The sequence below is a fragment of the Nostoc sp. genome (genome assembly GCF_036916975.1).
Lineage (GTDB): Bacteria > Cyanobacteriota > Cyanobacteriia > Cyanobacteriales > Nostocaceae > Nostoc.
In genome coordinates this window covers 37,718-63,611 of the sequence record NZ_JBALFF010000077.1, presented here as the reverse complement: position 1 = coordinate 63,611, position 25,894 = coordinate 37,718, and the positions used below count along the sequence as shown (strand labels likewise).

The 25,894-nt window shown below is 42.3% G+C and carries 22 protein-coding genes; 14 read left to right on the top strand and 8 right to left on the bottom strand.

Translation table 11 applies throughout. The annotated features are described in order from the left end of the window. Positions 1 to 107 precede the first annotated feature (107 nt). The 4 genes from V7K73_RS18680 to V7K73_RS18665 all read left to right on the top strand — a co-directional run bounded on the left by V7K73_RS18680 (position 108) and on the right by V7K73_RS18665 (position 5,012). Positions 108 to 695: a biotin transporter BioY gene (locus V7K73_RS18680; protein ID WP_334882057.1), complete on the top strand. Its 588-nt coding sequence runs from the start codon at positions 108 to 110 to the stop codon at positions 693 to 695. Between the two features lie 93 nt (positions 696 to 788). Further along, positions 789 to 1,259 carry a signal peptidase II gene (lspA, locus tag V7K73_RS18675; RefSeq protein WP_334882056.1) on the top strand — a complete coding sequence of 157 codons (471 nt, stop codon included), beginning with the start codon at positions 789 to 791 and terminating at the stop codon, positions 1,257 to 1,259. A 410-nt stretch (positions 1,260 to 1,669) separates the two neighbouring features. After that, positions 1,670 to 2,323: a hypothetical protein gene (locus V7K73_RS18670; RefSeq protein WP_334882055.1), complete on the top strand. Its 654-nt coding sequence runs from the start codon at positions 1,670 to 1,672 to the stop codon at positions 2,321 to 2,323. Positions 2,324 to 2,741: 418 nt separating this feature from the next. Then, on the top strand, positions 2,742 to 5,012 hold the full coding sequence (locus V7K73_RS18665; RefSeq protein WP_334882054.1) for a transglycosylase domain-containing protein: 2,271 nt from the start codon (positions 2,742 to 2,744) through the stop codon (positions 5,010 to 5,012). 471 nt (positions 5,013 to 5,483) lie between these two features. Here V7K73_RS18665 and V7K73_RS18660 read toward each other — a convergent pair whose 3' ends face one another. Both V7K73_RS18660 and V7K73_RS18655 read right to left on the bottom strand, forming a co-directional pair. Further along, positions 5,484 to 6,386 (bottom strand): S1 RNA-binding domain-containing protein, encoded by a 903-nt coding sequence (locus V7K73_RS18660; RefSeq protein WP_334882053.1) that lies wholly within the window; start codon positions 6,384 to 6,386, stop codon positions 5,484 to 5,486. Between the two features lie 149 nt (positions 6,387 to 6,535). Then, positions 6,536 to 7,276, bottom strand: a complete 741-nt coding sequence (locus tag V7K73_RS18655) for a dienelactone hydrolase family protein (protein WP_334882052.1) — start codon at positions 7,274 to 7,276, stop codon at positions 6,536 to 6,538. 293 nt (positions 7,277 to 7,569) lie between these two features. Between V7K73_RS18655 and V7K73_RS18650 the strand changes: the two genes are divergently transcribed. Then, on the top strand, positions 7,570 to 8,553 hold the full coding sequence (locus tag V7K73_RS18650; protein ID WP_334882051.1) for a GntR family transcriptional regulator: 984 nt from the start codon (positions 7,570 to 7,572) through the stop codon (positions 8,551 to 8,553). A 341-nt stretch (positions 8,554 to 8,894) separates the two neighbouring features. Next, positions 8,895 to 9,482, top strand: a complete 588-nt coding sequence (locus tag V7K73_RS18645; RefSeq protein WP_334882050.1) for a Uma2 family endonuclease — start codon at positions 8,895 to 8,897, stop codon at positions 9,480 to 9,482. A 49-nt stretch (positions 9,483 to 9,531) separates the two neighbouring features. On the opposite strand, the gene V7K73_RS18640 is transcribed toward V7K73_RS18645, so the two are convergent. The 3 genes from V7K73_RS18640 to clpP form a co-directional block, all read right to left on the bottom strand. Next, positions 9,532 to 10,452, bottom strand: a complete 921-nt coding sequence (locus tag V7K73_RS18640) for an alpha/beta fold hydrolase (protein WP_334882049.1) — start codon at positions 10,450 to 10,452, stop codon at positions 9,532 to 9,534. A 104-nt stretch (positions 10,453 to 10,556) separates the two neighbouring features. Next, positions 10,557 to 11,897: an ATP-dependent protease ATP-binding subunit ClpX gene (clpX, locus tag V7K73_RS18635; RefSeq protein WP_334882048.1), complete on the bottom strand. Its 1,341-nt coding sequence runs from the start codon at positions 11,895 to 11,897 to the stop codon at positions 10,557 to 10,559. Positions 11,898 to 11,906: 9 nt separating this feature from the next. Then, positions 11,907 to 12,539, bottom strand: a complete 633-nt coding sequence (gene clpP / locus V7K73_RS18630; RefSeq protein WP_334882063.1) for an ATP-dependent Clp endopeptidase proteolytic subunit ClpP — start codon at positions 12,537 to 12,539, stop codon at positions 11,907 to 11,909. Here clpP and V7K73_RS18625 point away from each other — a divergent pair. Next, positions 12,490 to 12,684, top strand: coding sequence for a hypothetical protein (locus V7K73_RS18625; RefSeq protein ID WP_334882064.1), 195 nt, complete (start codon positions 12,490 to 12,492; stop codon positions 12,682 to 12,684). The two genes, clpP and V7K73_RS18625, sit on opposite strands and share 50 nt — an antisense overlap. A gap of 292 nt (positions 12,685 to 12,976) precedes the next feature. Here the strand turns inward: V7K73_RS18625 and tig are convergent, their stop codons facing one another. Continuing rightward, positions 12,977 to 14,413, bottom strand: coding sequence for a trigger factor (gene tig / locus V7K73_RS18620; protein WP_334882047.1), 1,437 nt, complete (start codon positions 14,411 to 14,413; stop codon positions 12,977 to 12,979). A 918-nt stretch (positions 14,414 to 15,331) separates the two neighbouring features. Between tig and V7K73_RS18615 the strand changes: the two genes are divergently transcribed. The 4 genes from V7K73_RS18615 (at position 15,332) to yhdJ (ending at position 20,432) form a co-directional block, all read left to right on the top strand. Next, complete coding sequence (locus V7K73_RS18615) at positions 15,332 to 16,399, top strand: aspartate-semialdehyde dehydrogenase (RefSeq protein ID WP_334882046.1); 1,068 nt, start codon at positions 15,332 to 15,334, stop codon at positions 16,397 to 16,399. A gap of 109 nt (positions 16,400 to 16,508) precedes the next feature. After that, positions 16,509 to 17,393: a 4-hydroxy-tetrahydrodipicolinate synthase gene (gene dapA / locus V7K73_RS18610; RefSeq protein ID WP_334882045.1), complete on the top strand. Its 885-nt coding sequence runs from the start codon at positions 16,509 to 16,511 to the stop codon at positions 17,391 to 17,393. 269 nt (positions 17,394 to 17,662) lie between these two features. After that, the gene (locus V7K73_RS18605) at positions 17,663 to 19,435 is read left to right on the top strand and encodes a ribonuclease J (RefSeq protein WP_334882044.1); all 1,773 of its coding nucleotides are present in this window, start codon (positions 17,663 to 17,665) and stop codon (positions 19,433 to 19,435) included. A gap of 109 nt (positions 19,436 to 19,544) precedes the next feature. Beyond that, positions 19,545 to 20,432: an adenine-specific DNA-methyltransferase gene (gene yhdJ / locus V7K73_RS18600; RefSeq protein ID WP_334882043.1), complete on the top strand. Its 888-nt coding sequence runs from the start codon at positions 19,545 to 19,547 to the stop codon at positions 20,430 to 20,432. Between the two features lie 167 nt (positions 20,433 to 20,599). Here yhdJ and V7K73_RS18595 read toward each other — a convergent pair whose 3' ends face one another. Further along, positions 20,600 to 21,793 (bottom strand): anion transporter, encoded by a 1,194-nt coding sequence (locus V7K73_RS18595; protein WP_334882042.1) that lies wholly within the window; start codon positions 21,791 to 21,793, stop codon positions 20,600 to 20,602. 533 nt (positions 21,794 to 22,326) lie between these two features. On the opposite strand from V7K73_RS18595, the gene V7K73_RS18590 reads away from it, so the two are divergent. Continuing rightward, positions 22,327 to 22,704, top strand: coding sequence for a Mo-dependent nitrogenase C-terminal domain-containing protein (locus V7K73_RS18590; protein ID WP_334882041.1), 378 nt, complete (start codon positions 22,327 to 22,329; stop codon positions 22,702 to 22,704). Positions 22,705 to 22,852: 148 nt separating this feature from the next. On the opposite strand, the gene V7K73_RS18585 is transcribed toward V7K73_RS18590, so the two are convergent. Further along, the gene (locus tag V7K73_RS18585) at positions 22,853 to 24,727 is read right to left on the bottom strand and encodes a caspase family protein (RefSeq protein ID WP_334882040.1); all 1,875 of its coding nucleotides are present in this window, start codon (positions 24,725 to 24,727) and stop codon (positions 22,853 to 22,855) included. Positions 24,728 to 24,927: 200 nt separating this feature from the next. Between V7K73_RS18585 and V7K73_RS18580 the strand changes: the two genes are divergently transcribed. Next, complete coding sequence (locus V7K73_RS18580; protein WP_334882039.1) at positions 24,928 to 25,395, top strand: hypothetical protein; 468 nt, start codon at positions 24,928 to 24,930, stop codon at positions 25,393 to 25,395. A gap of 114 nt (positions 25,396 to 25,509) precedes the next feature. Further along, a complete protein-coding gene (gene rpmF / locus V7K73_RS18575; protein WP_094328804.1) occupies positions 25,510 to 25,683 on the top strand; it encodes a 50S ribosomal protein L32 in 174 nt (57 codons plus the stop codon). Positions 25,684 to 25,894 lie beyond the last annotated feature (211 nt).

Here is a 25,894-nt window from a genome sequence, read left to right as displayed (position 1 = left end):
AAATCCCTAAAAAACGCATTCCATAATACTTTTGAATGCGTGACTTCTGCCAAGCCGTACTAGTTACTGTTGGTTTTCCCTTTTGCCTTTTCCTGGTTGACTGATAAATGTTTGCTGTTTCCAATCAATTACTATGGTCAATGATTGGCTTACTCTTGACAATGGGTGGCACTTTTCTAGACGCTTATGGCATCACCTTACCTTGGAGTTGGAGTAAGCAGGGAATTCAGACAATTTCATTAGGTGTCACTTTTCAAGTTGGCGCAGTATTGTTGGTGGGTTGTTTAGGGGGCAAAAATGCTGGTGCGCTCTCACAAATTGCCTATTTAGTTATGGGGTTAACCTTATTACCCGTATTTGCCGATGGCGGCGGTATTGATTATTTTAAGTTATCTAAGTTTGGCTATCTACTAGGCTTTATTCCTGGAGCTTGGATTTGTGGCTTGTTCGCTTTTAAAGCTAGACCTCGACTAGAAACTCTCGCCTTTAGTTGCATTTGTGGCTTGTTAAGTATCCACCTATGCGGTATTACTTATTTGATTATTAGCTATATTTTTCAATGGAAAGGCACAGAAAATCTTCCCTTAATGCAAGCAGTCCTTAGATACTCCTGGTTTGCATTACCAGGGCAACTAAATGTTGTATGTGCCATTACTGTAATAGCATATGTATTGCGTCACTTAATGTTTTATTAGTCATGAAGGGGCTAGAGGTTAGGGGGTAGAAATTTAAAATTCTTCTAATCCTTAGTCCTTAGCCCCTAGTCCCTAATCCTAGCCCCTAGTTTCATGCGTTTAAAAAATCGCCTTTTCTGGATCGCTGCCTTCATAGCTTTTTTCTTAGATCAAATAACAAAATACTGGGTAGTGCAAACCTTTAGCTTGGGGCAAACACTACCACTCTTACCTGGAATATTTCACTTCACCTATGTTACTAATACTGGTGCGGCTTTTAGTCTGTTAAGTGGGAAAGTAGAGTGGTTACGTTGGTTATCTTTAGGAGTAAGTTTAGTATTGATAGCGTTGGCCTTGTTTGGCCCAACGTTAAATTTGTGGGATCAGTTGGGTTATGGCTTGATTTTAGGTGGAGCTATGGGCAACGGTATCGATCGCTTTGTTTTAGGCTACGTCGTTGATTTTATTGATTTTCGCCTGATTAACTTTGCTGTATTTAATGTGGCAGATTCATTTATTAGTATCGGTATTGTTTGCCTATTAATTGCTTCCTTTCAAAAGACACCGACTTCAACTGAGAGGTAGCATTAAATAATTCGTAATTCGTAATTCGTAATTCGTCAATTTTGTTTTGTGACGTTCGCGGAGCGTCTCGTAGAGAAGAGTGCTGTTGTGGGGACGGTTTGGTTCGACAAAAGTTCAGGGGATTTAGACCCGGACCCAAAACTTGCTTATTTTTTGAACTGGGGGATTTAAACCCACGGTAGTCGGTTAAAATTATTAAGCCTGGGATGAATTATCCCAGGCTATTGATTACTAAAACCCTTGCTCAGTCATATTATGGGAAGATTTGATCGTTGGTTTGAGGGATTTTGAAGTCGTTATCTTACACCAGTTTGCATAACTGGTGCAAGTCAAGATGCACTGGCGATCGCTGATGGCAAACTATTATTCAGATTAATTACCGGCTAGGAGTTGGCGAACTAGAGCCTGGAGTGTTATTTGGAGAACTGGTACTTGGTTCGGGATTGCTGTCAGTAGTACCAGACTCAGGTGTAGTTGGGTTTCCTGGTTGGGTAGTGCTGCCAGGAATGTCAGAGCCAGGTGAAGTTGAGCCTCTTGGTGTTGGAGTTAGTTTGCTAGGAGCGCCAGAATCAGGTGAAGTTGAGCCTCCTGATCCTGGAGTTAAGTTGCTAGGAGCGCCAGGTGCAGATGGGGTAACACTTCCTGGTCCTGGAGTTAAGTTGCTAGGAGCGCCAGGTGCAGATGGGGTAACGCTTCCTGGTCCTGGAGTGCTTTCGGGAGTGGTAGATCCAGATCCAGGCGCAGTTGTGCTACCGGGTGCAGTTGTACTATCTGGAGTGGTGGTGCTGCTATTTGGTGTGGTTTCTGCTGGTGTCGTAGTGCTACCAGGAGCGCTAGTAGGGGTGGCTGCTGTGCCGCCGGGACAACGGGAGTTAAGCGGAAAATACTCACAAAGAATTTTCATTCCTTGTGGCGACATCTTAATTTCCGTTGGTGTACTAGTTGAGTTGCTACTGGATTGGGCTATGAAGGATTTACTAGATTCGGCTACAGCAATGTTAGCGGTGAATGCTAAAGATAAAGCTGCACCAATCAGAGTCAGAGATTTTCCCATCATTCTGTAATTAACCTCAACGGAACACTCGGTCTATTAAAACAGACAATAATATTTAGAAAATCTTCCTAAATGAAGATATTTAGGTTTGTTTCAGAATATCTGGATATGTAAATTGGTGAAAATTAAATCTATTATCTAGAAATTTTTGTATTAAATAATACAATTGCTTTAAAATACGATCTAGTATTTTTAGGTAGAAAGTTTATTTTATAAGGATTTTAAAATTTAAAAAGGAAAAACTTTTGTATAAATAGGTAATAAAAGCAACAAGTACATTTTGCTATAAACTAAAATTAAGTATAAATTAGCTCAAAAAAATCCGTATAGATAATTTATGCTTTGGCTTATGAGTAAAATGATGAAAGACTAACATCTAAATTGTAATTTGCCCGATTCTTCACTAAAAAGTGTGATGTGAATAGCCGATGAGTTCTCCCCAACCCCCTCACAAGCCACAAACGTTACTAGGTCAACTGACTCAAGCGGTACATACTATTCAAGCTAGAGTCGATTTTTCTAAATTGGCGCTCAAGCCTAATGCCAAAGTACCGGAACTCTGGGTGCAGGATGCGGGGGCGGATAAAGCAGAGGTATATCCACTGTTGGGCGATCGCTATATTCTAGGTCGTAGCTCCAAATCCAGCGATATCGTCATCCGTAACCCTGTTGTCAGCCAAATTCACCTGTCGCTATCGCGCAATTCTACTCAACGCACACCAGTTTTTGTCATCAAAGATGAAAACTCTACCAATGGCATCTATCGGGGTAAGCGTCGTGTTAATTCCCTAGAACTGCGTCATGGCGATATTCTGACTCTCGGTCCCCCAGAACTCGCCGCTTCTGTGCGGTTGCAATACGTCGATCCGCCAGCTTGGTATGTGAAAGCTGCAAGTTGGACAGGTTATGGTGTCGGCGGTGTTAGTGCTTTGTTAGCGTTAGTCATTGGCGTTGAATGGCTAAAATTTCATGTTAAACCCCTACCTACAGCTACACGCGCCCCAGTAATTGTTTACGCCCGTGATGGAGCGACTCCCCTGAGAGAGCCTCGGACTACCTCCCATGTAGACATGAAGCGATTAGAGGAATTTGGCCCTTATTTACCTGCTGCGGTGGTCGCTTCAGAGGATAGTCGTTATTACTGGCACTTTGGGGTTGACCCTGTAGGAATTTTACGAGCCGTATTGATCAATAGCCGCAGTGGAGATGTGCAGCAAGGAGCCAGCACTGTTACCCAGCAAGTTGCCCGCAGTTTGTTCCGCGAGTATGTAGGCAGACAGGATACCCTTGGACGCAAATTGCGAGAAGCAGTTGTTGCTCTGAAGCTCGAAACCTTTTACAGCAAAGATGATATTTTGCTGATGTACTTAAATCGGGTTTTTTTGGGAGGAGATACCTCTGGCTTTGAGGATGCATCCCGGTATTATTTTGAGAAGCCCGCTAAAGAATTAACTTTGGCAGAAGCAGCAACATTGGTAGGAATTTTACCTGCTCCCAACGCTTTCGATTTTTGTGGGGATAGTCCAAATAAGCTAGAAGCAGCTGAATACCGGAATCGTGTAATTAAGCGGTTGCTGGAGATGGGCAAAATTAAACCTGAGGATGCGAACCGAGCTAGACGTTCCACTGTTCAAGTTAGTCCTAAAGTTTGTGAACAGCAAGCTAAGACGATCGCTCCTTATTTTTACAGTTACGTCTTCTCCGAGCTTGAATCAATCTTGGGAGAAGGAGCCGCAAGAGAAGGAAATTATATCATTGAAACCAAGCTTGATCCAGCCATACAGAGCCAAGCTGAAGCAGCATTGAATAATTCAGTCAACAACGCTGGTAGAAATTTTAATTTTTCTCAAGGGGCGGTAGTCACTCTTGACTCTAGTACAGGCAGTATCCTGGCAATGGTGGGCGGGACTGATTATAAAAAAAGTCAGTTCAATCGGGCTGTTCAAGCCAAAAGACAACCAGGTTCAACCTTCAAAATCTTTACTTACACTGCTGCTATTCAACAGGGAATTTCAGAATCAAAAAGTTATTCTTGCGCTCCTTTAACTTGGCAAGGCTTTACTTATAAACCCTGTCGTGCTGGTGCTGACACTAGTTTAGATATTGCCACGGGGCTGGCTCTTTCAGAAAATCCCATTGCCCTACGAGTTGCTAAAGAAATCGGGCTAAATAAAGTCGTGGCAATGGCACAGAATTTGGGAATAAAGTCAAGCCTCGATCCAGTTCCGGGCTTGGTAATAGGTCAAAGTGTAGTTAATGTTTTGGAAATGACTGGTGCTTTTGGCGCTATTGGTAATGGTGGTGTACGGAATCCTCCCCATGCGATCAACCGAATTTTAGACAGTGGTGATTGCCGCGATCGCAATGATATCAAAACCTGCCGTGTAATCTACTCTTTCGACCAAGATCCAGACGCTAACAAACGAGTTCTGTCCAGTGGTGTAGCCGATGAGATGACTAGTTTGATGCGTGGCGTAGTTACCAGAGGTACTGGTCGTAGTGCTGCTATTGGACTGGGGGAAGCTGGGAAAACAGGCACAACTGATAAAAACGTTGACTTATGGTTCATCGGTTTTATCCCCAGTCGGCGGCTTGTAACTGGTGTCTGGCTGGGAAACGATAATAATTCCCCGACATCTGGTAGTAGCGCTCAAGCAGCTCAGTTATGGGGAAATTATATGGGGAGAATTACGAGGTAAATTGGGCATTGGTGGTTGTACTTCGGGCAAGTTGTAGGAAACACCAAAAAACAATTTAATCTGCGGATTAATTTTTGTTTAGTCCACTAAGCGAGGACTTTTGCTATTAGCCGTAGGTTTCTAACCTATGGCGGGTGATCGGTTCAAATGTAAAATTCTGGACTCAGGTATTTGCATGATTGCAGAATGTTGGCATTGCCCACACGTCCGCCTCAGAATAAATTCTGCGGCTCATAGCGAAAGTCATCTAAAGCTGACTGAAAATTCTTGTTTTACCCGCATTTATAGCCTCTCGCTAGAAAGGAGTCTGGAAAAAGCTTTTCCAATTTAAAACCCCCTACATTTTTGTAAATGTAGAGGGAGTATTAACAATTCAAAATGACGCTCTCTACGAGAGGCTGCGCTAACAAAATTCAAAATTGTTTCCGATGGGGATTTAAACGCTTTTTGTCTAAGCAGCCCACCTCAAAACTATTCAGAAGCTTTGTTATTAGCTCTATTAGCACGCGCTTCAGCCGAAGCCATCACCTCATCAAAATTCTCTAGGACTTCGCCAGGGAAGCTTTCCAAAACTCTGGTAGAAAGAGCAACCCGCCCTTTCCCTTCATCCAAGTCAATAATTACAGCTTTAATTGGCTGACCAACTTGAAATACCTTTTCTAATGAGTCGATGAATTTTTGGCTTACCTGCTTGATATGAAGCAAAGCCCCCATACCATTTAAATCGACAAACACACCAAAAGGTTTGATGCCAGTAACTTTGCCTTCCACCAGTTGACCTAGTTCTAATAAGCTGAAGTTGCTAGAACGAGTTGCTAAACGCTGGGAAAGGATGAGTTTGTTGGTGTTTTTATTAATTTCCAAAAAGCCCACAGTCAGATTTTGACCTTTGAGTGCTTCTAAATTATCACGCTCGGCCAGGTGCGATCGCGGAATAAATCCCCGCAAGGAGAGAATATCAACGGTGACACCACCTTTATTTACCCCCATAACCCTAACTTGCACAGTCTGAGCATTTTCTTGCATTTCGGCCAGTCGTTCCCAGATGTGCTGAATTTCCAACTGCTTTCGAGAAAGGGTGACTTGACCTTCTGCATCCTGATCTCGGATAATCAAAAATTGCATTTCCTCTTGCAATGGCAGCACCTCCGATAAATCGGTAACTGCTCTCAAAGAAGCCTCATCGCGTGGCAGAAAAGCTGACGACTTACCACCAATATCGACATAAGCTCCATCATGGTCAAGTTGGAACACTTTGCCATGTACAACCTGTCCCTTTTGAAACTGATAGTCGTGTTTTTCTAGTGCTTTGGCAAAATCGTCCATCGTAAATGACGAATTGGCTGTTTGAGAAAGTTTCGATTCGGAATTCATGACTTTTGAAGATTAATTGTTATTTGATATGGTGCAACTGGGGTTTAGATTGTCATTTATCACTTGTCATTTGTCATTCGTCAGTTGTCTTTTATTACTCACTAATGACTAATGACTAATGACTAATGACAAACTTGGCTGTGTATGCTTCAGTTCAGTTGACTAAAGAGTTGTTTGACTTGCTCCCAAGCATCAGCAGCAGCTTTAGGATTATAACTGGCACGACGGTCACAGAAAAATCCGTGATCAGCTCCATCGTAGCGAAACACACGATGAGGAATTTTATATTTTTCTAACTCTGCTTCAATTTCATCTACTTGTTCGCCTGGGATGCTAGCATCTTCTGTACCAAAGAAGGCATAGAGACTACCCGTTATTTCTCTGGTGCGGGTGAGAGTAGGAGCGCCACCTCCTGGTGTAAGGGTGGTAATTGAAGTGCCGTAGAAGGAAGCTGTAGCTTTAATATCTGGCAAGGTGGCTGCAAGATATGCAATGTGACCACCAAAGCAGAAGCCAATACAGCCAAAACCATCTTTTTTCACTTGAGGCAGATTTTTGAGGTAGTCAATTGCTAGTTGAATATCGCTCAATAACTCTGAGGCTTGAGTTTGCATGGCGTAGTTTCTGCCCGTTTCAATATCTTCGGGTGTGTATCCGGTTTCAAAGCCAGGAGCAATTCGTTGAAAAAGTGCAGGTGCGATCGCAACATACCCAAGTTTGGCAATCCGTTCTGTAACTTCCCGAATGTGAACATTCACACCAAAAACCTCTTGTAATACCACAACTCCTGGGTAAGATCCAGATTTTTTTGGCTCTGCTACATAAGCAGACACTTGAATATTATCGTGCAAAAGATTAACCGTTGTGGTAATTATTGCTTGCTCTGTCATAATAATTTTTACTGGTGCTATGTGATTAGCCGTGTGTTTATTTGATATAACTATGCCATTATGTCTAGTTTTTTCCAATTAAATTATCAATTACCAATAATGAACGCATTAGAAATTTCTACGAGAAAAACTTTATATGTAAATAAAATTTTTTATATGTAATAAATGCAGCTAGACACCAAAAGAGTGCTGAGTTAAAAGTGCTGAGTAGGAAAGCAATACTCCCCACTCCCGACTTCCCACTCCCGACTTCCCACTCCCGACTTCCCACTTAGTATTCAGGAGGTTTGCTGATGATTCAATTCCGTATTCAGCCAGACAGCGAAATTCCCGCATCAACGCAGCTGTTTAATCAAATTCGGTTTGCGATCGCTTCTCGGCAATATCCCCCTGCTTACAAATTGCCAAGCACAAGGGCATTAGCAATGCAAACTGGGTTACACCGTAATACCATAAGCAAAGTTTACCGTCAACTAGAAGAAGATGGATTTGTTGAAAGTATGGCTGGTTCAGGAATTTATGTTCGTCCCCAAGGTCATGAGGGCGGTAGTAGACTGCAATCACCAATACTCAAACAAAATCCTGATGCATATCAAGTTGTCCAGAAAGCACTCGATGATTTGCTCACCCAAGGATGTTCACTCAATCAAGCCAGAGAGCTATTTTTAGCAGAAATTGACTGGCGGTTGCGTTGTAGTGCGCGGGTACTGGTTGCAGTTCCATCTTATGATATGGGTGCTGGTGAGTTGATGGTCTATGAATTAGAGCGATCGCTAAAAATACCAGTCCAGTTGGTAGCAATGGAAGAATTAACAGCTGTGTTAGATAAAACTACCTCTGCAACAGTAGTCACAAGTCGGTATTTTATCAGTAATGTGGAAGCGATCGCAGCCCCTAAAGCTGCACGGGTAATTCCTCTAGATATCTACGACTACAGCAAAGAACTCAGCCTCTTGAAAACCCTACCAAAAGAAAACTGTGTAGGCATAGTTAGCCTCAGTTCCGGGATTGCACGAGCAGCAGAAGTCATCCTCCACGGTTTGCGAGGGGATGAACTATTAGTGATGACTTCCCAACCAAAAGATACTTATAAACTTCAAGCTATGGTTAAACGGGCTGAGGTAATCATAACTGATCAAGCCAGTTTTGCAGCCGTACAAGCAGCCGTACAAGCATGTGATGAAGATATTATTCGTCCACCGAAGCTGATTAAGGTTGAAAATTATATCGGCGCTAACTCAATTAACTTGCTAAAACGAGAACTGGGTTTGGGTTAATCCAAAGATAATTAAAAGAGGGGAAGAATTGCATAGGCAAACACACCTAACAAATAACTCAGGATTATGATTGTAGAAATGCAACCCTATCTTGGTTTGGTAAAAGCACTCAAGTAGATGTATGTCTGCTGTTTTGTGACACTCAGCTATGCCTCTAAACCCTTCAAAATGCAGGATAAAAACATCTATATTGATTCAGCTACTTACTTAGGACTTACGCAAAAAATCTCTCAAACTCTGATTTCTCTGTGTCCTCTGCGCCTCTGCGGTTTGTTATTCCGTAACTAGTGACGTAAGTCCTATTACTAAATCATCCAATAAAGAAACTGTTAGGAGGCAATATGAGTATCCCAATTCTAGACAATCCCATACAAGAGAAACTAGTCACCGTCGCAGATGTTTCTTGGGAGGAATTCAAAGCTATTGAGGCACAGTTAAAAGACAACCGCAATGTCCGACTTTCCTATTTGTCAGGAATATTAGAAATTATGTCGCCCATTGGTGAAAAACATGAGTACGTGAAAAAAACTCTCGGCTACTTGCTAGAAGCTTACATGAGAGAGTTAGGAATCCGGTTCTACGGTCGTGGAGGTTTTACTCTAGAAGAACCTGGGTATGCTTCTGGCACACCAGATGAATCTTACTGCATTGGTAGCAATAAAGAAACGCCAGACATTGTTATTGAAGTTATTGTTACTAGTGGCACCATTAACCGAAAAGAGTTATACAAACCCAAGAAAGTACCTGAAGTTTGTTTCTGGAAATCTAACCAGATAAAAATATTCCATTTAAATGCGGCTGGCGAATATGAACAAGTAAACCGTAGTAGTTTCTTCCCAAATTTAGACCCAGCTTTGTTGCTGCAATATATTGGATATCCTGACCAGTACGACGCTGTTGCGGAATTTGTGCAGGCTATCCGAAAATAGCATCTTGGGATATTAAATTGTCATCAATCAGCAACACCTGAAAAATAAGTTAACTTCCTTGTGGTTCTGATATGGAAACTTGCAAAAACTCTTGTACTAATCGCAAGTAAGTTGGTGTATCTTCCAACATCGGGAAATGGGCTGTGTTAGGAATCATCACAAATTCCACTTTGTCACTCAATGCAGCAGCTTGACGCCCCATCTCGGCTGGAATAATCTTGTCATACTCCCCCGCCACAAGTAGAGTCGGCACTGTCAGCTTGGCAAACTCTTGCGGCATCACTTCAGATTGAGCCTTACTGACTGAAGTAAAAATTGTCCCTAAAGCCGCATCGTAATCTGCTTCGAGAAAATCTTCCAAAAAAGCTTGCCGCTCAGAATGTGGTATAGAACTATGCAGAAATCTAGCCATAAACATCTGGTCAACAAATGGAATTTTGCTTAACCACTTGGGACGGAATTTTACTACATAGCCACCAAATTTATGAAAAGCACTAAAAGATTTTTCGTCGTACTCAAAAACACCGCTACAAGTTAAAATTCCTCGTTCCACTCGTTGGGGATAGCGGTTAAAAAATAAAGTAGCAACAGACGCGCCCATTGAATGAGCATTGATATAAACACGCTGAAGATGCAACCCATCTAACAAAGCTGCCAAATCATCAGCGTATTCCTCTAATTCATAGGTTAACTCTCTAATTGCCTGTGATTCTTCCTGGGGGGACTCAGATTCGGCAACAGTTTCACTTGCTTCGGCTATGGTTGGCTTGCCACCAGAACGGCCAAATCCCCGCATATCGTAGAGTAAACAATCAAATTGCTCCGATAAAGCATTCGCGGTATTTTGCCAATATCTAGCCGAACCAGCCCAACCGTGCATGAAAATCATCACTGGTTTTACCAAAGAACCAGATGGTTTTTTCACCCATTCGTAGTAATGCTCAACGCCACGAACATTAATATAAGGCATTAGTCATTTGTCCTTTGTCAGTTGTCATTAGTCATTTGTCCTTGGTACATAATTATTATTCCTTAGTTTTTGCCCAATGACTAATGACCAATGACTAATGACTATTAGGCTGATTCTGGTTTGGGTAGTGAAGATGGATGTATTATCAGTTCGGCAGTCGATCGCTTCTCGACCATTTCCCGTGTTACTGTACAACGTGTCACATCTTTACGGGATGGTAACTCATACATTACATCCAGCATCAGTTCTTCGACAATGCCCCGCAGCGCTCTAGCACCAGTTTTACGGCGGTAGGCTTCTTGAGCGATCGCTCGTAAAGCATCTGGTTTAAAATCTAACTGCACATTATCCATCTTCAGCAGTTTTTGGTACTGCTTGACTAAGGCGCTGCGTGGCTGAGTGAGAATCGCCATCAACGCTTCTTCATCTAGCGGATCTACTACTGCTACCATTGGCACGCGCCCAATAAATTCGGGAATCATGCCAAATTTTACTAGATCATCTGGTGCTAAATGGCGAAGAGTATCTGCTGCCCGTTTTTCTTTCGATTGGCCTTCTCCAGGTTGCACAAAGCCTATTGCTTTTTTGCCAACTCTCTGATCCACAACCTTTTCTAAGCCTACGAAAGCACCACCACAGACGAACAATATATTACTTGTATCAATCTGGATGCAGTCTTGATAGGGATGCTTACGCCCTCCTTGGGGTGGTACATTGGCGATCGTTCCCTCTAACATTTTCAGCAAGGCTTGCTGCACGCCTTCGCCAGAAACATCGCGGGTAATTGACGGGTTCTCACTCTTGCGAGCAATTTTGTCAATTTCATCAATGTAAATAATTCCTCGTTGCGCTTCCTCTATATCCAAATCTGCCACCTGCAACAGTCGCAGCAAGATATTTTCCACATCTTCTCCAACATACCCCGCTTCTGTCAGCGTCGTAGCATCAGCGACGGCAAAGGGTACATCCAGGATTTTTGCTAGGGTTTGCGCTAAGAGAGTTTTGCCGCAACCAGTCGGGCCAATTAACAAAATATTAGACTTTTGCAGTTCTACAGCATCATCCGCCCCACCTTTGCCACTGGCTTTAGACTGAATCACCGCCAACCGCTTATAGTGATTGTAAACGGCTACTGACAGGACTTTTTTGGCTTCGTCTTGACCAATAACGTGTTCGTCTAGATACTTTTTAATCTCTCTTGGCTTGGGTATTTGATTAAACGAAATACTAGAAGATTGAGTCCGCCGTTTTTGAGGTGGTTCTGCTCTTGGTGCCGGTTGTGCTGCCGCACCATTCGTATCGAGTAACTCCTCGTCTAGTATTTCATTACACAAGTCAACGCATTCATCGCAGATGTAGACTCCCGGCCCCGCGATTAATTTACGCACCTGCTCTTGAGACTTGCCGCAAAACGAACATTTTAAATGGGAGTCGTACTTAGACATACCAGCCTCTTATTTCAGAATGGTGACGTTTTCCCCTGCTGTGGGAAGATTTTGCCTGGAAATGACCTGATCAATCAAACCGTAGTTCTTGGCTTCTTCTGCCGACATGAAAAAGTCGCGCTCAGTATCTGCTTCAATTCTTTCTATGGGTTGACCAGTATGATGAGCCATTAACTCATTCAACTTAGCCTTAATGTAAAGAATTTCTCTGGCTTGAATTTCAATGTCAATGGCTTGACCTTGAGCGCCACCAAGTGGTTGGTGAATCATAATCCGGGAGTCGGGCAGAGACATTCGCTTACCGGCAGCCCCTGCTGTCAACAAAAATGCCCCCATGCTCGCGGCTAATCCAAAACAGATGGTAACAACATCAGGGCGAATTTGTTGTATTGTATCATAGATTGCCATCCCTGCGTAGACCGAGCCACCGGGAGAATTAACATACAGTTGGATGTCTTTTTCTGAGTCTTCAGCGTCTAGAAATAACAACTGAGCCACAATTGAGTTAGCTACAGTATCATCTATTGGCGTTCCCAAAAAGATAATCCGCTCTCGCAGCAGGCGGGAGTAGATGTCGAAAGCCCTTTCTCCCATGCCAGACTGTTCAACCACCATCGGCACGATGTTGCTAGGGCTGTTCAACTGGGAGTTAATGTTGATTCGACTTTGGTTGCTGATGGGGTTATTTCCCGACTGCGATACAAGCATACAAGCTTTCTTTGACGATAATTTAGGACAAATGTTTCAGCAGCAGATGCTGCCTTTTCAGCCAATGATATTTTTATAGGTACGTGTTAACCATTATGCCTCATATAATTTCCTCTCGTGTAACACAGTATCAAGCTCAGGCGATAACATGTGTCACAATTTGCTGAGAATTCATTAATTCTTTAATTATTCTCTCTTCATCCCTGACTGTTCAGGAGTTAAGAGTTATGGGGCATTGGGCATTGGACAATAATTATATAGTTCTTCTCCCTCTGCCTCCCCTGCTCCCTTCTCCCTAGTCTCTTTTAACTTACCCATTTCACCAGTACTTTAACTCAGAACTGGTGAACTCATGGCTGTGGGATTTTTAATTATCCTTCTGTGACTTCTGTTGAAGCTTCGCTGATTTCTTCCTCTGTCTGAGGTGCATCAGCATCAGCATCTGATTCTACGGCTTCCGTTTCCTCTATGGGATTCAACGAGCCTTCGGGTACAAGTTCAACTGAGGAGTGTTCTAAGAGCCAATCGATGGTTTTTTCGGTTAATAGTTCGTTTTCCACGATTGAGCGGAGTTTGTCTTCATCAACGTCTTGTTCCTCCGGGTACTGTTCCAAAAGTTCTGTGACTTTGGCTGCGATTTCTTCTGGTGTTACCTGAATAGATTCGCGTTTACCGACTTCGCGCAACGACAAGAAGCGTTTGATGCGTTCAATTGCCTCAGTACGCGATCGCTCCCGCAATTGAGGAATAATATCTTGAGTAAACAACTTTTTTACATCCAATCCCTGCTGAGACAGGCGCATTGCTGTTTGCGTTAGCATTGCATCCACTTCTTGCTCAATCATGGTTGCTGGTAAGTCAACTTCTACGTGCTTGAGCAGTTCCGTTAACAACGCTTCCTGTTTATTTGTTTTTGTTTTGTCATCCGCCTCTTTTTGATATCGCTCTACCAAAGAAGCGCGTAACTCCTCTAAGGTTTCAAAATCGCTGATTTCTTGGGCAAAATCGTCATTTACTTCTGGTAATTCCTTTTCCTTGAGTTCTTTAAGCGTCACTGTGAAAGTTGCCGCTTTTCCAGCTAAATCTTCGTTAGCATAAGGATCTGGGAACTGTGCTGCAATTTCTCTAGTTTCTTCGGGATTCATCCCCAATATTCCCGAAATAAAGCCTGGAATAAACTTATCTTCCTGCAACTCAACTTGAAAATCAGTTGCTTCGGCTCCGGGAATCGGTTCTAGTTCGGCTGTTTCGTCTTCGCCCTCAATGGCGAATGAACCTTTAAAATCGACTACGGCAATATCACCGATTTGGGCTGAACGTCCTTCAACAGGAATCAATGTCGCCAATTCTTGACGTTCCTTGTCGAGGCTAGCGTCCACTCGTTCTGGCTCGTACTTGACTTCTTCAGCTTTAGCTTGTAAATCAGTGTACTGAACTAGATTCACTTCTGGCTCTACATCGACAGCAGCCGAAATTATTAGAGGTTTTCCAGGTTCATAATTCTTAATTAAATCTTCAAAGGAGGAGCGCAATTGTGGCTGACCTATTGCTGGGATAGCTTCTTGTTTAACCGCTTGCTCAATGCCGTCTTGAATTAATTCTTCCAGCGCTGCTGCCTTGATACGAGTTGTACCCAGCCGTTGTAGCAATATTGGCCGAGGCACTTTGCCTTTACGAAACCCAGGAATATTGGCAGTACTCGCTAAGTTTTTAATGACCTGTTCGTAAGTTTGCTTGGTAATTTCCGGCGTAATCTCTATTTCCAGGCCAATTTGGCTGGCGGGAAGTTTTTCCTGGGTAACTTTCATGCTTCGTCTCTAGTTTTCTGGTATTTTATACTCCAAGTACACACAAGATGCAATAATTGTTTGCGTTTATAGCTTGATGTGTCTTAAGGGAATGGGATGCCAAAAGGCTTTATGACATCCAAGGTTGGATGTTTGTCTTGGGGCAAAGATCCAGTTTACTGCCAATCACCAAGGACTTGACATTTTAGCTTCATAACAATTTAGTTAATGGGGGCATGGGGCATCCCAACTCTTGGAGACGCACTCGCGTTCGGCTTCGCTCAGGGCAAGTGGGCATTGGGCATTGGTTATTAATTAATTCTTGTCCCTCCTCCCTTATCTCCCCCTGCTCCCCAGTCCCCACTCCCTCTGAAACTTAGGAATTAATTATCCAGTGGGCTAACGCCGTGATATCCTGGTTTTCAGCGACTGGTTAGTACTCCCAACTTAAAGTTATAGTATTGAGTCTAGCTACTTACTTAAGTTGTGGTACAAGACCCCATCTATCACCTAACCGTATAGCTCAGTTCTATGCTGTGGTGATTTATATCCACTTCGATCTTAGTATATTCATCATTTTGGTAAGCAACTTTGAAGCGAAGACGTTCGTTGCCTTGCAAGTATGATGCCTGTAAAACGCTTAAGTGCAGATATCTCCATTTTTCTGCTAAATGGCTGTTTGTTGTATAATAATATATAGTTTAAATCGATGGAAAAATTGGATAGCCATTGTTGGAGAGTGCAACATAACTTAAATTATTAAATAACCAAGAAAATAAATGTATAAATATTATTTAGAGATTGACAAAAATAGACTAAATTAGAGAGAAATATAAACCTAATTGAAAATGTATTTCCAGGCTGCGATCGCTAGATAAATATAAGTAAATTTTCAACTGTTCCAAATTGCAAAAAAACCTCTTAAAGGAGGAAGTGAGTTTGTCTAAATCATATCGTGTAGCTATTTTGGGGGCGACTGGTGCCGTTGGTACAGAGTTGCTGGAATTATTAGAAATCCGTAATTTTCCGATTGCTGAGTTAAAGCTATTGGCATCAGAGCGGAGTGTCGGGCGATCGCTGCGCTTTAAAGGAGAAAATATCCCAATAGAGGCAGTGAGCGATCGCGCCTTTGAAAATGTGGATATAGTACTAGCTAGTGCGGGTGGTTCCACATCCAAAGCTTGGGCAGCAATTGCTGTTGAAAAAGGCGCAGTGGTAATTGACAACTCCAGTGCCTTTCGGATGAACCCGGAAGTTCCCTTAGTAGTGCCAGAGGTGAATCCACAAGCCGCAGCTAATCACCAAGGCATTATTGCCAACCCCAATTGCACGACAATTTTAATGACTGTAGCAGTCTGGCCATTGCATAAAATTAAACCAGTGCAACGCATCGTAGTTGCAACCTACCAATCTGCTAGTGGTGCTGGTGCTAGAGCAATGGCAGAAGTTAAAAGGCAAACAAGCGCTATACTACAAGGACAGCCGCCAGTAGCTGAGGTATTGCCTTACCCACTGGCATTTAATTTATTCCCGCATAACTCACCATTAAACGATTTGGGTTATTGTGAGGAAGAAATGAAAATGGTCAACGAAACCCGAAAAATATTTGGTACGCAGCAAATCAGAATCACTGCAACCTGTATACGGGTTCCCGTACTTCGAGCACACTCAGAAGCCATTAATTTAGAATTTGAGACTCCCTTTAGTGCAGAGGAAGCCAGAGAAATTTTAAATTCCTCCCCTGGAGTGAAATTGGTAGAAGATTGGAAAAGTAACTATTTTCCGATGCCAATTGAAGCAACTGGTAAAGACGAAGTTTTAGTGGGAAGGATTCGTCAAGATATTTCTCATCCCTGTGGCTTGGAATTATGGTTGTGTGGTGACCAAATCCGCAAAGGCGCAGCATTAAATGCAATACAAATTGCCGAATTGCTGGTAGAAAAAAATCTACTAAAACCGGCGAAAGCTTACGTTTCCAGCGAGCCATTAGTAAAGATAAACAACTAATGGAAAAGAGCAAATGTGCAAATTACTGTTGAAAGAAATTTGCAGATAGGTTATTACAAGAGAAAACCACCAAGATACAAAAACATGGGTAATCAGGAGTGAAAAAAGGGTGGGAGATTTTGGCAATGTTTTAACCGCTATGATTACGCCGTTTAAAGCAGACGGTAGTGTAGATTATGATGTAGCGGCAGAACTGGCAGCACATCTAGCTAACAACGGAACAGATACATTGGTGGTGTGCGGCACAACCGGAGAATCCCCTACCCTAAGTTGGGATGAGGAATACCAGTTGTTTGTTGAGGTATTGCAGTCGGTGGCAGGAAAAGCCAAGGTGATTGCAGGTTGTGGTTCAAATTCCACCAAAGAAGCGATCGCAGCCACCCAAAAAGCGTCTAAAATAGGAGTACATGGTTCCTTACAAGTTGTTCCTTATTACAACAAACCGCCACAAGCGGGATTGGAAGCGCACTTTCAGGCCATAGCACAAGCCTGTCCCGACTTACCGTTGTTGTTATACAATGTCCCCGGTCGTACCGGACAAAACCTTCAGCCAGAAACAGTTGCCCGGTTAGCTGAGGTTAGCAATATTGTCGGAATTAAAGAATCCACTGGTAGTATAGATCAGGCAAGCGAAATTCGTCGCTTGACACCAAAAGAATTCCACATCTACTCTGGTGATGATTACATGACTTTGCCCTTGTTAGCGATCGGGGCAAAGGGCGTGGTAAGTGTGGCTTCTCATCTGGTAGGAAACCAACTACAGCAGATGATCCAAGCTTTTAATGCCGGGAAAATTGAGGTAGCAAGCGAGATTCATCTGCAACTCTTCCCGTTGTTTAAAGCTTTATTTCTCACTTCAAATCCCATTCCGGTGAAAAAAGCACTGAAACTTCAAGGTTGGGAGGTTGGTTCAACTCGTCCACCCTTATGTGAAGCCGATTTAGAAGTAACTCAAAAGTTAGAAGCGGTTCTGAAAGAACTTAGTTTAATCTAGCCATCACTCGGTTAAACGCTGTTAATCTGCTGGTTTCTAAAGATAGATATAAACAATGTTCATAAGTTGAAATTTAAAAATCTGTGCTAGGACTGATAGACATACTATAAATTCTTCAGTGTACAGTCGATTTTATTGAATAAAAAATTGAAATCTTCAATTAAAACTTGATTGCTTTGGGACTGAATTAAGAGACAAATGATGTTGTCTTAAATACAAGTTCGTTAACTATCAACTAAATTAACCACAAGTAACAATCTAAGGAGAAAATGGCTAAAAACGAAGCTAATAATTCCGCCTTGAAAATTATTCCTTTGGGCGGTTTGCACGAGATTGGGAAAAATACCTGTCTTTTTGAGTATGACGATGAAATTATTCTGTTAGATGCAGGATTGGCTTTTCCCACAGAGGCGATGCATGGAGTAAATATTGTTCTGCCAGATACGACCTATCTGAGAGAAAATCGCCACAAAATTAAAGGGATGATCGTTACTCACGGTCATGAAGACCATATTGGCGGGATTGCTTTCCATCTCAAGCAATTTGATATCCCGGTGATTTATGGGCCAAGACTAGCAATGGCAATGCTAGAGGGTAAATTAGAAGAAGCAGGAGTGCGCGATCGCACAGAAATCAGAACAGTTCTACCACGCGACGTGGTGCGGATTGGCAAAAACTTTTTAGTAGAATATATCCGCAACACCCACTCCATTGCTGATAGTTTTACAGTTGCCATTCAGACTCCCCTTGGTGTAGTCATTCACACAGGGGATTTTAAAATTGATCACACCCCAGTGGATGGTGAAAAGTTTGATTTGCAACGGTTAGCAGAACATGGAGAAAAAGGCGTTCTTTGCCTCCTAAGTGATTCTACTAACGCTGAGATACCAGGGTTTACACCTTCGGAACGTTCAGTTTATCCCAATCTAGAGAGAGTATTTAGTCAAGCCACTGGGCGATTATTTGTCACTACCTTTGCTTCTAGCGTGCATCGCATCAACATGATATTGGATATCGCCAAGAAGCAAAACCGTGTAGTGACGATTGTCGGGCGTTCCATGCTGAACTTGATTGCTCATGCCCGCAATTTAGGTTACATCAAGTGTGAAGATAATCTGCTGCAACCATTGCACGCAGTCCGCAATCTACCTGATGATAAAGTACTGATTTTAACTACAGGTTCTCAGGGTGAAACGATGGCAGCAATGACCCGCATTGCCAACAAAGAACATCCTCACATCAAAATCCGTGAAGGAGATACAGTAGTATTCTCTGCTAACCCAATTCCCGGAAATACGATCGCAGTAGTCAACACCATTGATAAATTAATGATTCAAGGTGCGAAAGTGGTCTATGGTCGGGATAAAGGGATTCACGTCTCCGGTCACGGCTGTCAGGAAGAACAAAAACTGATGATTGCCTTAACTCGACCCAAATTCTTTGTGCCATTTCACGGCGAACATCGGATGCTAGTGAAGCACGCAGAAACGGCTCAGAGTATGGGCATTCCCGCAGAAAACATGATCATTATTCAGAATGGTGATATTGTCGAACTGACTGACGATGCGATTCGCGTCGCTGGTAAAGTGCCATCTGGCATCGAATTGGTGGATACTACTAGTTCGGGTATGGTAAGTGCCAAAGTGCTGCAAGAACGGCAACGCATGGCTTCAGAAGGCATTATTACGATCGCAGCTGCCATTGATTGGAATGGTAAACTATTGGCAAAACCAGAAACTCACCTGCGGGGTGTAGTTACAAGTGTAGAGCGATCGCTCCTACAAACCTGGGTAAAACAACGGATTGAAGAAATCCTCACTGTGCGCTGGACAGAATTTGCTCCTAGCGAAGGTCAAGCAGCAGATATAGACTGGGGTGGATTGCAAGGAACTTTAGAACGAGAATTGCAACGTTCCATCCGTCGAGAATTGCAATGTCAGCCATCTGTGACTTTGTTGATGCAAATTCCTGATGAGCCACCCGTGAAAGTTGCCGATGGCAGAAGACGCCGGACTCGGACTGCTGCTCAAGTGGCATCGTAGAAAATAAGCTCACGCAGAGGCGCAGAGACGCAGAGTTTTTCTGAGGGTCTTTGCGCTTTTGTGTGAGATTGAGAGAAAGCATTTTACTTGTAAACCAAGCCGATTGCTAATGTTTGAACGATATGGAGACGTAGGGCATACTATATTTCATGGTGATGCTCTCAATATTTTATCCAATCAGATTGCTTCTGGATCTGTAGATATTGTTTTCATTGATCCTCCTTATAACATAGGGAAAAAATTTTCAAATTTTCATGACAAATGGGAATCGGATGAGGAATATGTAAACTGGGCATATAAGTTGCTTGATGAGTGCATTCGAATATTAAAGCCGAATGGAACTCTATATGTTATGACAAGTACCCAAGCAATGCCATCTTTTGACCTTTACTTAAGAAAAAAAATGGTAATTCTTAGCCGAATTGTTTGGCATTATGATAGTTCTGGAGTTCAAGCGACAAAATACTTCGGCTCAATGTATGAGCCAATACTCCATTGTGTAAAAGACAAAAGTAGTTACATTTTTAACTCAAATGAGATCAAAATAGAAGCAAAAACAGGCGCACAGAGGAAATTAATTGATTATAGGAAATCCGTACCAAGTTTATATAATACAGAGAAAGTCCCTGGTAATGTATGGTATTTCCCCCGTGTAAGATTTCAAATGAAAGAATATGAAAATCATCCATCCCAAAAACCTGAATCATTGTTAGAAAGAATTATTCTTGCAAGTAGTAATGAAGGTAGCCTTTTACTTGATCCATTCGCTGGTACTTTTACATCTGCTGCTGTAGCAAAACGATTAAGGCGAAATTCTATCAGCATAGAGTCTCAAGAAGAATACATCAAAATAGGTCTTAGACGAGTTCTAGGATGGCAAGAATATAAAGGAGAAAAACTGTTATGTCCGCAAAAGAAAAATACCCAAATAAATAGAACTGGGCAAAACCCTGATATTATACAACGCAATCTTTTCAATGTAGACAGTACAGCATGAATTTATAACAATCGTCATAAGAGATGTAAAAACCAATAGATACTCGATTAGCGAAAATCTTATAAAAGTTACTATTGAGAATGCTTAATTAAATATTGCTGAGGCAGTTAAAGAGATTATTGATACTTATTTATTTTGTTGGTTTTTTGTTATCAAGCCACACATCCTCAATGAACCCATAAGTACACTAAAAGTAGAGTACACACCGTTAGTGGCGCTCCAAACCTTAGATGTTCCCAAAAAGTTAGCTTGTAACCTAAATCAGTAGCAGCTTCTACAACTATCAAGTTGGCGACTGAACCAAACAAAGTCAAATTACCAGCCAAAGTTGATCCGGCTGCCAATAATAGCCAATACTTAGTGTCACCTGAAGGAACTAGGGGATGCAATAAGAGTACAGCCGGAACATTAGAAATTAAATTAGATAAAACAACAGTTACACCCAAAAAACTCGCAGCAGAGTTGATTGCATGGGTAAATGGCTGGAGTAAATTCAACTTTTGTGTGACTCGCGTCAAAATAAACAATCCAGAAAACATTACCAGCAGATTCCAATCAACCTTTTGCAAAATGCGTTGCGGTTTAATGCGGCGAGTGATTAGCAACAAGCTAGCAGCAACTAAAGCAGACTCCCCTAACGGTAAACCGATAGTAAATGCAATTAGTAACCCAATTGTGATAACTAATGTTTTTTTAAATAAGGGTTTAAAAATACGTTGATTGTCAACTGTTACTTCTTGGCAAGGTTTGACTGAGCGCACATCTGGGTAAAGTAGCCACAGTAATATTACTTGAATTATTAAGCCGACAAGGGCAACTGGAGCTAATACACGTAGAAAATCTAGATAGGAGATACCTGAAAAGGAGCCAATCAGGATATTTTGGGGATTACCGCTCAAAGTTGCTACCGAGCCTATATTAGTTGCACCTGCGATCGCTAGTAAATAAGGAATCGGATTTAACCCCAAAGCTTGAGTCAGGCTCAAAGTTAAGGGTGTGAAAATCAACGCTATAGTGTCATTGAGAAAAAAGGCGGAGAGAATACCACTACCAAAAGTTAAAGCAATCAACAAACCTACAGGGCTGCGAGTGATACTCAATATCACCGAGAGCCATCGCCTAAAAAACCCTGCATAGGATAGGTTGGCATTAACTACCATCATGCTCAAGAGAAATACGATGGTATTGGCATCAATAGCCTGCCATGCTTCCTGTAAATTCAGAACACCTAAAGCAATTAAAAAGGCAGAACCAACCAAAGCAATAGTAGCGCGGTTCATGCGTAAACCAGGAATGTAGCCCAATGCTAACCCCAAATAAGTTAGCCCTAAGACGCTATAGATTGCAAATTGGAGAAGCATCACTTTCTTTACCCAGACTTTGCTACGACCGATGTTTCATGGGGAGCCGCTCTGCATCTTAATGATGAAAGCCTAACCTACCAGGCTTTAAACCGCAGCAACGTCTACAGACTTCTCTCTATTTCTACGATATTTAGCCAGCAATAAAAAGGATGCTCTTAGCTGGAGAAGTGGCAATACGGGGGTGAAAGATGCTTGCTAGGATATTACTGATATTTTTACTGAGCAAAAATGCTCTCAAAAATATCTGATATTAAGTTCTGTAAATGTTACACTAAAACCTATCTAATGATGGATGTCTTTATTAAAATTTAAACTACATCAAGTTATGAACAAGATCGTAATATTACACTACCGATCCCCAGAAAATTGCGATTAACTTGACGTAGTAATCAAATAGGTTCTGACTTAAGTCGCTAATCAGGTATTACATTATATCGCGGTCAGAACGAGATTATTCCGGGAAACTTCGTTGCCACATTGTATATATTCATCAAAAAGATGAATAGCCTCAATAACACAGAGGATTAACCATGAAGGTATTCAACAATACCACAAAAAAGATTTTTCTGGCAAGCTGGGTATCAATTAATCAAGCAGATACTAGTGACCATCAAGTAACCCAGCTAAACCCTTCTATTTCCAAGCCTGACTGGGATATTCTCCAACCTTTACGACAGCGTTTAGAAAACATTCAAATCAGCGATCGCCAACTAGCTCACCGCTTGTGCAAACTGATTCCATCTCAGTGTCCCTTTGAGCGAGATGTCAAATTATTTGGGAAAACCTTGTTTCACATTCCGCCCATGTGCAAGCTCAACCCCTTATATGAAGAAGTTGTTGGTTTACGTTTCCGAGCAATGTGCTATCTAGCCGATGAATGCGGCGAAGATGTATCGCAGTACTGCTGAGGGAAAAGTTAGGAGTGAGGAGTGATGAGTGAAGAATTAAAACTCCAAACTCCAAACTCCAAACTCCAAACTCCAAACTCCAAACTCCAAACTCCAAACTCCAAACTCCTAACTCCTAACTCCTAACTATTTATTAGCTATTTATTAGCTATTTTTTTTGCCATTTTTGAATGGCATCCTGAGCATCTTCGTAAGCGCCTGTCTCCTCTGGTACTAAAGCAGCAGTCGCAATTGCAGCATTAAGTTCTCCTTCGGTGGCGCGACGCTTGGCCAGGTCTAATATTTTCTCACTCCATTTATTGATCGATTTTTGGGCAGTATCGAAGCCTGGTTGATCCGGTGGTACTTTTTTGGCAACTTCGATCGCCCGATTGTAGGTAGATGCCTGTCCAGACTTAATTAAGGCATTAGCTGCATCTAAAAGAGTTTTGTTACTTACATACTGTTTGCCCTCTAACCGCCACAGGTTAATTGTTGCTTGTGCTTTGGCATAAGGAGCTTCATCTTTGGTGATTAATCGTGCGGCTGCAATAGCGCTAGCATACTGTCTTTGTTTAGCACGTCCCTCTGCTAAATCTAAAATCATTTGGCTCCAAATCTTAATATTCTCCTGAGCTTGTTCGTAGAGTGGTTCACCAGGTTGAATTTTTCGGGCTGTTGCGATCGCCATGCCCAAATCGCTAGCCTGAGTTTGTCTGAGCGACATTTTCGCCAGGTCTAATACTGCTTGATTGCGATTTTTTGACTCGGAACTAGAAGTTATTTGGGCGCTAGATTGGTTTTTAAATCTAACTGGTGGAGTGCCATCGCTTGGTAAATTCTCGATAACCTGGCGATCGCTCGCCGCACCATTGGGCGATGTGCTTGATATTTGCTTAATTTTAAAAGTTTCTTGATTACGGAGAAAAACTACAGCGATTAAACCTGCTACTAGCAGGCTGCCTCCGCCCCATAAAATAAACTGTTTCCAAAAAGGAATGCTTGGCTGATTGGATGGCAATCGAGAGACGTAACCTTTAGAGGAATTGGGAATAAATCTTCCCTTGGGATTCACTCCTAAAGAAGTTTCCGCCATTGGCTGGGAAACTAAGCCAGTACCTGACTCCTTGACTTGTTGACCTTGAGATTTTTCGACCTTGGGAGCCTTCACCTGTTGGGAGGAGTTCACATTAGGTTCTCCCCATCTGCCCCGTTCTGCTGAAGTTTTAGAATCGTCAAGGGGAGGAGCCGCACGGGCAACAGCAAAGGATTCTTCGGGATAAATCATCGGTTCTGATTGCAAGTCACTTTCCATTGCCAATTTTGGCAAAATTACCTGCGCCCTTGATGGGATTATAGTGGCAGGGTTTTGGACAGGACGCCAGTGGTGGTGACATAATTTTGGCACGATCAGGCTTAGGTAGCTTTCTAAATCTGCCAAATTGCTACCGTTACCAGAACGTAAAGCTTCTAACAAAGCTGCTGTAAAGAATCCGTGACCTAATTCGCTACTTTCATGGGAAAATTGCTCTGGTTGACAAGAAAGAATTGTTGCCAGTTGTAGTTCTTGAGCTAATTCTATTGTTTCTTCACCAACCGGAGCATCCGCTTGAGTGCCAAAAGCGCGGTTGATATCGAGTAGTAACAATACATTTAGTTCAGCAAGTTGCAGACTTTGCATTAGCGATCGCAATTCTATGCCAGTCTCTTGCACTTCGGGGTTACCTTCTGCTGGCATTAAGTAATCTTTGCCCTTGTAGTTGACCCCATAACCGCTAAAAAATAACCACAGATAATCTTCTGGTTGCCAACTTGTCGCTGCCAAATCCTCAAGCAGCAGCAAAATATTCTCTTTAGTGGGATAAGTTGATCTATCCCCAATCGGCGGCGAGGTATCCGTCATTAAAAGACAGTGTTTGGGGAGAAAACCTGCCTCTGTCACCAAAAAATCCTCTAGTGCCTCAGCATCTTCTTGAGCACAACTTAAAGGTTGAAATAACTGATATTGATTGATGCCAATCGCGATCGCCCAGTAATTTGCCATCCCGCTCTGTGTCAGTTATTGTTTGCTTGTCTTAAAATTGCGGTTGGCTTTGTCAAAAAAACAAAGCTAACCTATGTTTTATAGTCTAGGTGATTCTGATCGAATCTTCAGTTAAAATGTAATTTTTATTACGTTTATAGACCGGAAAATACCTTTTACCTAAATTCAATAAAAGATTATCAATAAGGAGATAGAAGGTTATGAGCAAGATTTCTGCTCACCTACCATCATCGATCACTCCCTTTTCAGTTATTAGCCAAATTGCCAGAAGAATCCGGATAATTCCTTTAGTAGTTTTGCTCATATCTACTGTTCCTGCGTGGTTTTTGACGGAAGCGATCGCACCTCAGGCTGTGCGGGCTTACACCGCTAGAGTTGATCTAGCTATTGACCGCTTGCCAGATGAAAACTATGAAACCGTTCTCAGAAGGGCGGAAGCAGCCGCGAGAGCATCTGCTCAACGGAGTTTTGACCAAGATATCTTGGTGACAGATGTTTCAATAATTGTGTCCGTACAAAATCAGGGAGCGATCGCACCAGTTCTGGCATTAGATGTCAGCCGTCCCCAATGGCGATCGCGTCCCGATGCTCAAAATTGGGCGACTTACTTTAAAACTGCGCGATCTCTACTTTTCTTAGAAAATAGCCAGAACTTACCCAAAAAATAGCCGAAACCTTTATATTTCAGTAGGGGCAATTCATTAATTGGGTTTACTGTTGCCCTTGGCGTCAGTGGATGGACTAGAATAGTAAGGTTGTCAAGAATTGCGATATCTGCTGACATGGCTGTTCCTAAGAAGAAAACTTCAAAATCAAAACGAGATAAACGTCGAGCTACCTGGAGGCACAAAGCCGTCGTCGAAGCTCAGAAAGCCCTGTCTCTGGGCAAATCAATTTTGACTGGACGTTCTACATTTGTATATCCAGCTGCTGAAGAAGAGGAAGAAGAATCTTAACAATTCAAAATTCAAAATGAAAGACATTTTCAGACGGGGGTTTAAACCCCGACTGAAACTCACAAGCTCATTTAGATCGAAAAAATTGGTAGTGAGTAATTGCGACTATCCATTAGCTATTACCTATCATTCACGAGTAACGATCAAGTAATCAGATAAATAGTAAAACATCTGGTGCTGTTGGCAACTCAGCAAAAAAGCTTGTATACAT

Excerpts from the sequence above, each read along its gene's own strand:
- lspA (WP_334882056.1), top strand. The coding sequence starts at position 789 with ATGCGTTTAAAAAATCGCCTTTTCTGGATCGCTGCCTTCATAGCTTTT.
- V7K73_RS18625 (WP_334882064.1), top strand. The coding sequence starts at position 12,490 with ATGCCAGACTGTTCAACCACCATCGGCACGATGTTGCTAGGGCTGTTC.
- V7K73_RS18660 (WP_334882053.1), bottom strand. The coding sequence starts at position 6,386 with ATGAATTCCGAATCGAAACTTTCTCAAACAGCCAATTCGTCATTTACG.
- V7K73_RS18585 (WP_334882040.1), bottom strand. The coding sequence starts at position 24,727 with ATGGCAAATTACTGGGCGATCGCGATTGGCATCAATCAATATCAGTTA.
- clpX (WP_334882048.1), bottom strand. The coding sequence starts at position 11,897 with ATGTCTAAGTACGACTCCCATTTAAAATGTTCGTTTTGCGGCAAGTCT.
- V7K73_RS18580 (WP_334882039.1), top strand. The coding sequence starts at position 24,928 with ATGAGCAAGATTTCTGCTCACCTACCATCATCGATCACTCCCTTTTCA.
- tig (WP_334882047.1), bottom strand. The coding sequence starts at position 14,413 with ATGAAAGTTACCCAGGAAAAACTTCCCGCCAGCCAAATTGGCCTGGAA.
- V7K73_RS18655 (WP_334882052.1), bottom strand. The coding sequence starts at position 7,276 with ATGACAGAGCAAGCAATAATTACCACAACGGTTAATCTTTTGCACGAT.
- yhdJ (WP_334882043.1), top strand. The coding sequence starts at position 19,545 with ATGTTTGAACGATATGGAGACGTAGGGCATACTATATTTCATGGTGAT.
- V7K73_RS18650 (WP_334882051.1), top strand. The coding sequence starts at position 7,570 with ATGATTCAATTCCGTATTCAGCCAGACAGCGAAATTCCCGCATCAACG.
- V7K73_RS18640 (WP_334882049.1), bottom strand. The coding sequence starts at position 10,452 with ATGCCTTATATTAATGTTCGTGGCGTTGAGCATTACTACGAATGGGTG.
- V7K73_RS18665 (WP_334882054.1), top strand. The coding sequence starts at position 2,742 with ATGAGTTCTCCCCAACCCCCTCACAAGCCACAAACGTTACTAGGTCAA.
- rpmF (WP_094328804.1), top strand. The coding sequence starts at position 25,510 with ATGGCTGTTCCTAAGAAGAAAACTTCAAAATCAAAACGAGATAAACGT.
- V7K73_RS18590 (WP_334882041.1), top strand. The coding sequence starts at position 22,327 with ATGAAGGTATTCAACAATACCACAAAAAAGATTTTTCTGGCAAGCTGG.
- V7K73_RS18680 (WP_334882057.1), top strand. The coding sequence starts at position 108 with ATGTTTGCTGTTTCCAATCAATTACTATGGTCAATGATTGGCTTACTC.
- V7K73_RS18645 (WP_334882050.1), top strand. The coding sequence starts at position 8,895 with ATGAGTATCCCAATTCTAGACAATCCCATACAAGAGAAACTAGTCACC.
- V7K73_RS18605 (WP_334882044.1), top strand. The coding sequence starts at position 17,663 with ATGGCTAAAAACGAAGCTAATAATTCCGCCTTGAAAATTATTCCTTTG.
- V7K73_RS18595 (WP_334882042.1), bottom strand. The coding sequence starts at position 21,793 with ATGCTTCTCCAATTTGCAATCTATAGCGTCTTAGGGCTAACTTATTTG.